The sequence below is a fragment of the Aeromonas sp. A35_P genome, from assembly GCF_002259925.1.
Taxonomy (GTDB): Bacteria; Pseudomonadota; Gammaproteobacteria; order Enterobacterales; family Aeromonadaceae; genus Aeromonas; species Aeromonas dhakensis.
In genome coordinates, this window is the sequence record NZ_NEVB01000196.1 from 1 (window position 1) to 10,386 (window position 10,386).

The 10,386-nt window shown below is 65.8% G+C and carries 9 protein-coding genes; 3 read left to right on the forward strand and 6 right to left on the reverse strand.

Going from position 1 to position 10,386, the window contains the following annotated elements; translation table 11 throughout:
- Positions 1–125 precede the first annotated feature (125 nt).
- Positions 126–1,529, reverse strand: coding sequence for a GumC family protein (locus CAK78_RS13335; RefSeq protein ID WP_094697585.1), 1,404 nt, complete (start codon positions 1,527–1,529; stop codon positions 126–128).
- Between the two features lie 160 nt (positions 1,530–1,689).
- Here CAK78_RS13335 and CAK78_RS13340 point away from each other — a divergent pair, with 160 nt between their 5' ends.
- From CAK78_RS13340 to CAK78_RS13350, 3 genes are read left to right on the forward strand one after another with little or no spacing between them, the layout of a single operon-like run.
- Entirely contained in the window at positions 1,690–2,790 is a 1,101-nt protein-coding gene (locus tag CAK78_RS13340) for a glycosyltransferase (protein WP_094697586.1), read from the forward strand.
- 44 nt (positions 2,791–2,834) lie between these two features.
- Positions 2,835–4,028: a glycosyltransferase family 2 protein gene (locus CAK78_RS13345; protein ID WP_094697587.1), complete on the forward strand. Its 1,194-nt coding sequence runs from the start codon at positions 2,835–2,837 to the stop codon at positions 4,026–4,028.
- Positions 4,025–4,660 (forward strand): sugar transferase, encoded by a 636-nt coding sequence (locus CAK78_RS13350; RefSeq protein WP_010633836.1) that lies wholly within the window; start codon positions 4,025–4,027, stop codon positions 4,658–4,660. Before CAK78_RS13345 ends, CAK78_RS13350 begins: the two co-directional genes overlap by 4 nt.
- Positions 4,661–5,151: 491 nt before the next feature.
- On the opposite strand, the gene CAK78_RS13360 is transcribed toward CAK78_RS13350, so the two are convergent.
- The 5 genes from CAK78_RS13360 to CAK78_RS23120 all read right to left on the reverse strand — a co-directional run.
- Complete coding sequence (locus tag CAK78_RS13360; RefSeq protein ID WP_094697589.1) at positions 5,152–6,153, reverse strand: glycosyltransferase family 4 protein; 1,002 nt, start codon at positions 6,151–6,153, stop codon at positions 5,152–5,154.
- 75 nt (positions 6,154–6,228) lie between these two features.
- The gene (locus CAK78_RS13365) at positions 6,229–7,707 is read right to left on the reverse strand and encodes a SpoIIE family protein phosphatase (protein WP_094697590.1); all 1,479 of its coding nucleotides are present in this window, start codon (positions 7,705–7,707) and stop codon (positions 6,229–6,231) included.
- A 10-nt stretch (positions 7,708–7,717) separates the two neighbouring features.
- A complete protein-coding gene (locus CAK78_RS13370; protein WP_094697591.1) occupies positions 7,718–8,386 on the reverse strand; it encodes a tyrosine-protein kinase family protein in 669 nt (222 codons plus the stop codon).
- Between the two features lies 1 nt (position 8,387).
- Positions 8,388–9,086, reverse strand: coding sequence for a polysaccharide biosynthesis/export family protein (locus tag CAK78_RS23115; protein WP_254924777.1), 699 nt, complete (start codon positions 9,084–9,086; stop codon positions 8,388–8,390).
- Positions 9,083–10,386: SLBB domain-containing protein (locus tag CAK78_RS23120; protein WP_254924778.1), on the reverse strand; the 1,304-nt coding region annotated here is incomplete at its 5' end. The genes CAK78_RS23120 and CAK78_RS23115, both read right to left, overlap by 4 nt.

Consider the following 10,386-nt stretch of genomic DNA (forward strand, 5'->3'; position numbering starts at 1 on the left):
CTTTTTGCCTGCGATACTCGACTATATTTCGCCATATTCGCGATATAAAAAGGCCTCATAATGAGGCCTTATCAGAAATATTCGGGTTCAGAGTGGTGGCCTGCCTTGAGGGCCATGGGCAAATATCAACCCGGCACCTCCACCAGTGGCGGCTGGGCATGGGCCGCCTGGCCGCTGTGGGCATGCACGGGTTCGCAATAGGGAATGCGGCTTAGCACAGGTGCCTTGATAAGCGCCGCCAGCTGATCGGTGCGGCGCAGGCTGGTATCCGCCAGTTCAATCAGCAAGGCCAGACCGCAGCCGAGCCCGAAGCCCCCCACCATGCCGGCGATCAGAAACAGCCAGAGCGGGTAGTTGCTGGGTTTGCTCGGGGCGAAGGGCCTGTCGATCACCTTTATCCGCTCGCCGGGCTCGAAGCTGCCGAGCGCCCCGGTCACCTTGGCCTTCTCGTAGCGCAGCAGCAGATCCTGATAGAGGGAGCGCTTGACCTCGAGATCGCGCTCCAGCTCCGCCAGCTGGCTCTCCGTTTCGCCCTGAGAGGCCACCACCTTGTTCAGATCGTCGAGCTGGGCCTGCAGCGCGGCGGCATTCTGCTCGGCCTCGGCCAGCTGCGCCCTGGCCTGATCCCACTCGTGCCCGACCGCCACGCCGGGTTGGTTCTTCTGCTGTTCCAGCTCCTGCTGCAACTGCTCAATCTGGTAGCGCAGGCTCTGCACCTCGCTGTGCTGATCGCTGTAGCGCACCCGCAGCAGGGCCAGCTCGGTTTGCATCTGCTGCAACTTCTCCTCCAGGCTGCGGGTCGTGGCCCCCTCCTGGCCGTGGGAGAGCTGCTCGACCCGGGTCTTGGCCTGCTGCAACTGAAGCAGGCTCTCGGCGTGGCGATCTTTCAGGCCGTAGAGCCGGGCGGCGTTGGCATTTTGCTGATCCGGCAGGGCGCTGGCATGTTCGCGCTTGAAATCAGCCAGCAGTTGCTCCGCCCCCTGCAGCTCGCTGCGCCGGCTGTCGAGCTGGCTTTGCAGGAAGCGCTCGGAGGACTCGGCCGACTGGCGCCCCTTGTTCAGCAGGTTAAAGAAGAAGCGGCGCGAGACGGCCTCCAGCAGGACGGCGCTGCTCTCTGCCGAGTCGGCTTTCACCTTCAGCTCGATCACCTCGTCCCCGATAAGACGGATAGAGACGGACGCCGAGAGCCAGTCCATGATGGCGTCGCGCTTGGCCGGCGGGGTGTTGTCATCCACCAGCTTGCGGTCCCGCGCCACCCCGTCCATCACGTAGCGGCTGCGCAGTATGGCTTCCAGCACCGCGAAGCGATCCTTGAGGCTCTCCTGGGTGATCAGATCCTTGAGAGTCGGCGTCTGGTTGGAATCCTGCGGCACCATGAAGGTGGTGCGGCTCTCGTACACCTTGGGGCTGAGCACGCCAATCCCCGCCCCCACCAGCGGCATGACCAGGGCCGGCATCAGGATGAGATAACGGCGCCGCCAGGCGGCGAAGAGGATGATGTAGAGGTTGTAGTAGAACTGGACCGGCATGGCGTCACTCCCCTCAAGGCAGGTATGGCATTCCACGAATGGAGGAGGAAATGCAAGGGTAATGCCAGCAAGCGGGCCAACATGGCAGACGTTGTGGTACAGGATTCGCATAGTCCCGCCAAGGGGCCCGGGAAGGGCCGACAACTGTGAGGAGAGCGCCATGCCCACCACCGCCCGGTCAGCCAGCACCGCCATCGTGCAAATCGTTCAGCACCTGCAACCCGGGGGGCTGGAGACCATGGTGCTCAACCTCAGCCAGGCCAACGAGTGCCACCAGCCCATGCACATCGTCTCGCTGGAGGGGAGCAAGGAGGCGCTGCTCGCCGCCTGGCCCGCTCTGCATCCGTTTGCCGGGCGGATCCACTGTCTGGACAAGCCCGCCGGCTGGTCGCTGGCCACCCTCTATCGCCTCATCCGCCTGCTGCGCCAACTGCGGCCGGCGGCGGTGCACACCCACCATCTGGGCCCGCTGCTCTATGGCGGACTGGCCGCCCGGCTGGCCCGGGTGGCGAGCCTTATCCACACCGAGCATGACGCCTGGTATCTCGACGATCCCCGCCAGCGCCAGCTGGCCGGGCTTGGGCTGCGCACCTTGCGGCCCACCCTGGTGGCAGACGCCAGCCCGGTGGCGCACCAGTTGCAGGCGAGGCTCGGCGCCATCCAGGCCCAGGTGATCCCCAACGGCATCGACGAGGGGCGCTTCGTCCCCGGCCCCGCCGAGCTGGCGCGTCAGGCGCTGGGCTTGCCCCTCGGGGTCAGGCTCATCGGCTGCGCCGCACGCCTTGAGACAGTCAAGGGGCACCACCTGCTGCTGGAGGCCGTGGCGCGGCTCTCCCCCGAGGTGCATCTTGCACTGGCCGGGGTGGGCAGTTTGCAAAATGCGTTGCAGCAGCAGTGTCGACTGCTGGGGATTGCCCATCGGGTGCACTTTCTCGGCCTGGTGGAGCAGATGCCCCGCTTCTATCAGGGGCTGGATCTCTTCTGCCTGCCGTCGCTGGCGGAGGGGATGCCCCTGTGCGTGCTGGAGGCCCAGGCCTGCGGCGTGCCGGTGGTGATGAGCGCGGTGGGCGCCGCCGCCGATATCGTCTGCCCGGCCAGCGGTCAGCTGCTGGATACGCGAGATCCGGCTCTGCTGGCGCAACTTCTGGCACAGGGGTTGCTCAACTCTCGTGGCCTGCGCATCGTCACCCGGGAATTTGTCTGTGAACAGGGCAGCCTGAGCCGGATGGCTCAAGCCTATCAGGCGCTGTACGCCCGCTGAGGCGATGCCACCGACACGCGAAGAGACAGCAAAAGGAGCCTCCCATGGAATGGATCATGATCGTGTTCTGGCTGTGTGCAGCCCTGGTGGTGTACCACCATGTGGGTTACCCCCTGCTGCTCAAATGGGTTGGCAAACGGGCCTGCTCGCGCCAGCACCAACCGACCCCGCACCAACGGGGTTTTCGGGAGGAGGTCGGCGATGAGCAGCTCCCCGCCATCACCCTGGTGATGCCCATCTACAACGAGGCGACCACCCTGGCGGCCAAGCTGCAGAATCTGGCCAGCCTCGACTACCCGGCCGACAAGCTGGCGGTGCACCTGCACTTCGACGGCTGCACCGACGACAGCTATGCCATTGCCCTCTGCCAGCTCGGCGATCCCGCCCTGCTGCAGCTGCAGATCCGGCTGTTCGAGCACCCGCGCAATCGCGGCAAGGTGGCCGTGCTCAACGAGGCGATGACCCAGATCGACACGCCCCTTGTGGCTTTCAGCGATGTGTCGGCCCTGCTGCCCATCGACAGCCTGCTGCTGGCCGCCGCCCACTTTCAGGATCCCGCCGTCGGCGTGGTGGGCGAAGCCTATCGCTTCTGGCAGCCAGGCTCCCAGGGTGAGGCCAGCTACTGGCGCTACCAGAGCCAGATCAAGCTGTGCGAATCCGCCCTTGGCAGCATGCTGGGGGCCCACGGCGCCTTCTATGTGATGCGCAGTGACTGCCTGGCCCCGCTGGCACCCGACACCATCAACGACGACTTCATCCTGCCGATGCAGGCCATCGCCAAGGGCTACAAGGCGGTCTATGACAATCGCTGCGCCGCCCTTGAGCTGGAGGTCTCCGATGCCCAGCTGGAGTCCAAGCGCCGCAAGCGCATCGGCGCCGGCAACACCCAGCAGTTGCTGCGTCTGCTGCCGCTGCTGCACCCCAGATTCGGCTGGGTGGCGTTCAACTTCGCCAGCGGCAAGGGCTTGCGGGTGCTCATGCCCCTCTGCCTGACTCTGCTGTGGCTGTGCGCCATTCCGCTGGCCATTTACTCGCCCCTGTTCGCGGCGCTGCTGGCCGCTCAACTGCTGGGCTATGCCCTGGTGCTGCTGATCCAGCTCACCCCGCTGCACAACTGGCCCGGTCTGTTTCGCAAGATCCACTATCTGGTACTCGGACACTGGTACAACGGCATCGGCTCCCTGCGCTACGGCCTGCGGATGCTGACCCGCCCCACCTCACAGGAGAGAGCAGCATGAAACACCCCATCCCCAAAGCGACCCAGGTGCTCAAGCGCATCATGGATCTGGCCGGTGCCAGCCTCGGCCTGCTGCTGACCCTGCCCCTGTGGCCGCTCATCATGCTGGCCATACGGCTCGACAGCCCTGGTCCGGTGTTCTTTCGCCAGCTGCGTATTGGCCGCAGCCACGCCAGCCACACCGAGCTTTTCTTCATGATCAAGTTTCGCACCATGCGCGCCGATGCCGAGGCGGGCACGGGGCCGGTCTGGTGCGGCAAGGCCGACAGCCGGATCACCCGCAGCGGCAACTTTTTGCGCAAGACCCGGCTCGACGAGCTGCCCCAGTTCCTCAATGTGCTCAAGGGGGAGATGTCGCTCATCGGACCGCGGCCGGAGCGCCCCGGCATCGCCAACCGGCTGGAAGATGCGGTGCCCTTCTTTATCGAGCGCACCTATGAGATAGCGCCCGGCATCACAGGGCTGGCCCAGGTCAATCAGGGCTATGACGAGTCGCTGGACGATGTGCGCAGCAAGCTCGCCTTCGATCTCGCCTACTCGGTGACCCTGCTCCACCCCTGGCGCTGGCTGCTGCAGGACATGCAGATCATCGGCAAGACGGTCGCCATCATGGTGGGCAAGAAGGGGCGCTGAGCCTCACCCTGCTGCCGGATTTCGGGCCACTGCCTCGACGGTGGCCCTCTGCTTTTCCCCCTCAACCACGCCAGCCTGTCGGGCCTGCATCCCCTTTTCATCTCATTGCTGACAGCGGGCCGCGCCAACGCAGCCCTCACTCGCATCTCTTACCAGAACGACGCCCCTCGCCATCCCGAGCGGTTTGAACCGCCCCCTTTCCCCGACGCCTGCTCTGGCTCCCTGCCAGGGGAGCCAGAGGTCGCGGTCTGCTTCTTCAGCGAGGTGCTGGTGGGCAAGCGGCTTGGTGCTGCCTGTGCTGTGCCACCTCGTCAGGAGCCTGGCGGACTGAGGCATCCAGCCGCACCATCTGGCCGGCGCCAGATAGGCAGAGCAGAGAGCCCGAGGCTGACAGGGAGAAGGGTTGACCGAAGGTGCGTCGCACAGCCATAAAAAAAGCGAGTGGCCTGGCCACTCGCTGCGCTTGCTGGCGGTGTGCCGGCGGCCCGGGATCAGCCGCCATAGACTGCCAGGATGTCGCTCACCCTGTGATTGACGCTGTAACCCCGGGCGATGGTCTGGCGGGCGGCCAGGCTCATGGCGCCCCGCGCCTGCTCGTCGCGACTCAGCCAGTAGTTGACGATGGCCGCCATGTCCTGCACCTGGCCCGGCTCCACCAGCCAGCCGTTGGACTTGTGGTCAATCAGCGACACCAGCCCTCCCACCGCAAAGGCGCAGACCGGAATGCCGTGGGCCATGGCCTCCAGCGCCACCAGCGGCAGCCCCTCGAAGCGGGAGGTGATGCAGAGCAGATCGATATGCTGCCACTCGTCGGCCATCCGGCGAAAACCGTGAAACTCGACCCGATCTCCATACTGCATGCTGAGATCCCCCATCAGCGGCCCCTCACCATAGAGGTGAAAACTCCCCTCCGGGCAGAAGGCGGCCAGCTGGCAGAACGCCTGGGGCCCTTTCTCGGCGGAGAGGCGACCGACGAAGGCGATACGATTGCCCGCCACCGCCACCGGGGTGGCAGGCATGGGGACAAAATTGCTGATGACGGTGCTCGGCACAGGCAATCTGCGGGCGATGGGCTCGCTCACTGCGATGCACTTCGCAAAGCGGGCCGTGAGCCTATCGAGCCAGCTGTAGAGTTTCAGCAAGCCCTCCCCGTCATCCCCGCTATGAAAGGTGGAGACCACAGGCTTGCCGCTGCACCAGGCGGTGAGGCGCCCCAGGATCCCGGCCTTGTAGCCGTGGGTGTGCAGCAGCACGAAGCCGGGCTGGCCTGCCAGCACCCGTACGAAGTCACGGCTGTTGCGACAGACCCGGTATGGCAACCCCTGTTGCCTCAGCAGAGTAACAAAGGGGGTCATACCGTGATCCGCCACCAGCACTATGGTGGTGTTCAGACCCCGCGCCAGCAGATCGCGGGCAAGGTGGGTGATGTGGATCTCTATCCCGCCGACCTGGCGGGCATCGATGGCGAGCCAGACCTGATGTGTTGGCAACATGGGCAACCTCCTCTGGTGGCGTCGGGCCACCTGCTGCAGGGGTTTTGCATAGAGTGTGCCAGCGGTTTGGGGGCCTCAGTCGGCAGGAAATGCCACCAGCAGCAGGGTCATGTCATCCGGGGCCTTGTCGGCCCGCTCGTCGAACCAGGTGGCGATGGCCAGGGCCAGCTGCTCCAGGCCGGGTGCGGGGGTGAGACAGATCTGCTGCAGCTGCGCCTCCCACAACTGGCGCTCGGCGAGGTCCCGGCTCTCCAGCAGGCCATCGGTCCAGAACAGCAGGCGCTCGCCTGGCTGCAACTGATGCTCGCAGGTCTCGAAGTGGGGATCCGGCCGCAGACCGGGCAAGGGGCCGGTGACGCCGAGCGGGTGCATTCCGTCCGCCCCGATGAGCCAGGGGGCCGGGTGCCCGGCGCTGGCCCAGCGAACGCGGCCCGCCTCCCCCAGCTCGATGCAGAGGGTGGTGAGCAGGGTCGCCCCCAGCAGGGGATCGCTGTGTACGGCGGTGGAGAGGGTGGTCAGCAGGCTGGCAGGGGATCGCTGCTCGCTCTGGGCGGTCAGCAGACCGCGCAGATAGCCCGCGTAGGCGTGGGCGAAGAACTTGGCCTCGGTATCGTGCCCCATCACGTCCCCCAGCCACAGCACCCGCTCCTTCACCAGCAGGAAATCCCCGCCCCCCACGGCGGCGGCGCGGGTCTGCAGCGCCAGCTGATAGCCGTGCAGCTGATTGGCCGGCAGCAGGGGGCGCAGGGCCGAGGTCATCCGCTGATCCAGCTGATCCCCCCACTGGGCCTTGAGCTGGGCCGACCGCTTGAGCACCCGGGCGACCGCCAGCTGCAGCGCCTGCTTGGTGATGGGCTTGATCAGGAAATCATCGATGCCAAGGGCGCCAGCCCGGCTCTGGGTCCATTGATCATGGTGGCCGGTCAGAAAGACCCCGCGCATCTTGGGATCCTTCATCAGCTGCTGGCGCAGGGCGAAGCCGTCGATCCCCTCCATCTCGATGTCGGAGAGCACCAGATCCGGCGGCTGGCGACCGAGCGCCTGCAGAGCCGCCAGAGGATCGGCAAAGCTGTCGACCTGATAGTGGTCGTGCAGATAGCCGGTGAGCAGGGTGCGCATCACCTTGTCATCGTCGATCACCGCCACCATGGGCATCCGCCGGGGAGCGTGCCGGGCCCGCAGGGTCACCCGGTTGCGCCCCTGCTGGTGGCTGAAGCTCACTTCCTCAAACAGGCTGTGCACCAGCGCCAGACCATAGCCCCCCTCCTGCGGCTCTGCCGGCAGGGGGTTGGCCGCCAGCGCAGGCTGGGGCCCGCCGTCGTCATCCAGTTGCAGACTCAGGCCCGACTCATCCTGCTGCAGGCTGAGCCAGAGCTGACTCGCCGGCGGCTCGCCATGGCGCACGATATTGGTGGCGAGCTCGCTGAAGCAGAGCAGCCAGTTGGCCTGCTCCTCGGGGGCAACCTGAAACAGCGCCAACCCTTGCGCCAGACGGCCACGCAGCTCGCGTACCGACTGCAGGGTGGCGGGGGCGGATCGCAACCACTCTTTCATATCGTCTCCCTCAGATCCGGAAGTTGAGCAGCATGCTGCGCCGGCACCAGCGCTTGAGCCACTCGGTCAGCCGGTTGCTCGGCAGCCGGTTGAGTTCGCGCAGGATCTCGCTGGCCAGCCCCGGATTGACCCTGTCGTTGAACACGGCCCCCAGCAGATTGGCCTCGGCCCGGGTCAGCTTCTCCACCGCGCTCTGCACCATGGTGGTCGGCGTCACCCCGGCCAGCACCACCAGCAGGGCCCCCTCGCAGGCGGCGCACACCTGATCCGCCGGGATATTGCCCCGGTTGAGGGCATTGAGGGGGGAGGTATCGAACAGCACAACATCATAGTGCTCGAGCCAGCGTACCAGCAGGGCACGCAGGGTCTCCTTGTTGCGAAAGGCCATCAGATCCTTGCCCGGCGCCGGCAGCACCGCCAGGGAGTGGCCCTGGTGCTGGGGCTCGGGCACGTCGTTGGGCCCCCAGGCCTGGCCGGCAGGCCGGCCCGGGTGATAGAGGTTGAGATCCACCAGCAGGGTCTTGAGACCGTCCGCCTCGGCGCGCCGGGCCAGCGCCTCGCAGATGGTGCTGACCCCCTCGTCCCCCTCGGCCGAGGTGACCGCCAGGGAGCGGATCCCCCGCGCCAGGGTCGAGGCGTAGAGCGACTCCAATTCCAGGTACTGGATCGGGATGCTCACGTTACAGGGTTCCCACCAGGGCGACCACCGAGATGGTGGTGAGAATGTCACGCATCCCGTCCATGAAGATGGCCCAGTTGCTGCTCTTGCTGTCGGGGATGAAGACGGTGTCCCCTGCCCTGAGCACCGGCAGCTTGCTGAAATCGGGCTCCTTGGCAAAGCCGTCCAGATCGAAGGTACGGGCCTGATCCCCCTGCCCGCTGACGGCCATGTTGATCACCACGATCTTCTTGATGTAGGCAGAACTGGTGGGCCCGCCGGCTTCTGCCAGCAGATCCAGCAGGGTCATGGAGGAGTTGAAGCGATAGCGGCCCGGCCGGGCGATGGCCCCCAGCACCCGTATGGTGTTCTCTTTGGGCTCGTCGAGCCAGGGGCGGTTCTTCTCCGGCAGGTAGATGGAGTCCCCCGGCAGCACCTTGGGCAACAGTGTCTCGTCGCCGGTCTCGAAATAGAGGGCCAAGTCCAGCTTGCTCACCCGCGCCGTGCTGCCGTTGCGATGGGCGATGCGCACGTTGCGCAGGTCAGCCGCCTGGGTCGGGCCGTCTGCCGCCGAGAGGATGTCGATGAAGCCCATCTCCTCGTTGAAGGCGTAGCGACCGGGGGCGCCGACCTGACCGAAGATGTAGATGGAGCTGTCCGGCGACTGGCGTACCCACTGGGATTTGTTGTCGCTGGGATCGGTGGGCAGCTCGGGGATCATGATGGTGAAGCCGGCATGGATCCTGGGCAGGCTGCCAAGGGCCCCCCCTGATGGAGAAACTTGTCGAGATCGAAGATGGTCGGGGTTGCCGTCCCCCCGTCCGAGGTCAGGATCTGGACCTTGGCGATGTCGGCCCGCTCGTTGGGACCGCCGGCATGGGCCAGGAGGTCGAGCAGCGACATCTCGTCAGACCATTCATAGCGGCCGGGAATGCGCACCGCCCCCATCACCATCACCGCCCGCCCCGGCGCCACTTTCAACCAGGACTTTTCGTTGATGTCGGTCTTCTCCGGCACGAAGATGGCGTCACCCGGCCTTATCTGCGGCAGGTTTTTCTGCATGCCCTCGGTATAGGCCTGCAGATCGATGGGCTCCACCGCGCCATTGGTGCGCAGCAAGCGGATCTGGCGGCTCTCGGCATAGCGGGTCGGCCCGCCGGCGTTGGCCAGGATGTCGAGGAAGGTATCCTCCTCCCGCCCTTCATAGGCGCCGGGCTTGAACACCTCCCCCATGATATAGATGGTGCGCGCCCCGCGCTTGATCTGCTCCTCGTCCTTGGGCACGAAGATGGTGGCACCGGGGGCCAGTGCCGGCAGCAGCTTGTTGTTGCCCGAATCGAGGTAGGCCTTGAGATCGAACAGTTCGGGAGCGTCCCCGTTGATCACCCGGATCCGCTCCACCCCGGCAAAGCGGGTCACCCCGCCGGCCCGCATCAGCAGATCGACGATGGAGTTGCCGCTCTTGAAGCTGAAGGCGCCCGGGCTGTTCACCTCGCCAAACACCTTGATCGCCTTGCCGGTGTCGCCATCCCCGCCAGCGGCCAGGGTGGCGGCATCGAAGTCAATCTGGACGTTGCCGATGAGGGGGGATGCGGGCACGAAGACCACGTCGAGGGATTGCAGCGGGGGCAAGAGGCCGGCATCGCCGGTATCGAGATAGCGCTTGTAGTCGAAGCTGGAGACGGTGTCGCCGCGGCGCACCTGCATGTTGTTGAGCTGGGCCCCTGGCACCAGGCCGCCGGCCGCATCCAGCGCCATCTGCACGTTGCCATCGGGGGCCAGATCATAGCTGCCTGGCTTTTTGACATAGCCCATGACGCTGATGAGCAGCCGCTTTTCCAACAGGGTGATGGTCAGTTGAGAGAGGTTGTTGTAGACGGGCTTGAGGGCGGTACGGATGATGGTGTCCGCCTCTGGGAGCGTCTTGCCGCCCACCACCACTGAGCCCACCTCGGGCAGTTTGATTTCACCCTGCTTGTCGATCTGGAAGGGCTTGTCGAAGGCGGCCTCCCCCGGCTGCA

What these genes read in the sequence shown, in the direction of transcription:
- CAK78_RS13365 (WP_094697590.1), bottom strand. Translation starts at nt 7,707, where the DNA reads ATGAAAGAGTGGTTGCGATCCGCCCCCGCCACCCTGCAGTCGGTACGC.
- CAK78_RS13345 (WP_094697587.1), top strand. Translation starts at nt 2,835, where the DNA reads ATGGAATGGATCATGATCGTGTTCTGGCTGTGTGCAGCCCTGGTGGTG.
- CAK78_RS23115 (WP_254924777.1), bottom strand. Translation starts at nt 9,086, where the DNA reads ATGATCCCCGAGCTGCCCACCGATCCCAGCGACAACAAATCCCAGTGG.
- CAK78_RS13335 (WP_094697585.1), bottom strand. Translation starts at nt 1,529, where the DNA reads ATGCCGGTCCAGTTCTACTACAACCTCTACATCATCCTCTTCGCCGCC.
- CAK78_RS13350 (WP_010633836.1), top strand. Translation starts at nt 4,025, where the DNA reads ATGAAACACCCCATCCCCAAAGCGACCCAGGTGCTCAAGCGCATCATG.
- CAK78_RS13360 (WP_094697589.1), bottom strand. Translation starts at nt 6,153, where the DNA reads ATGTTGCCAACACATCAGGTCTGGCTCGCCATCGATGCCCGCCAGGTC.
- CAK78_RS13340 (WP_094697586.1), top strand. Translation starts at nt 1,690, where the DNA reads ATGCCCACCACCGCCCGGTCAGCCAGCACCGCCATCGTGCAAATCGTT.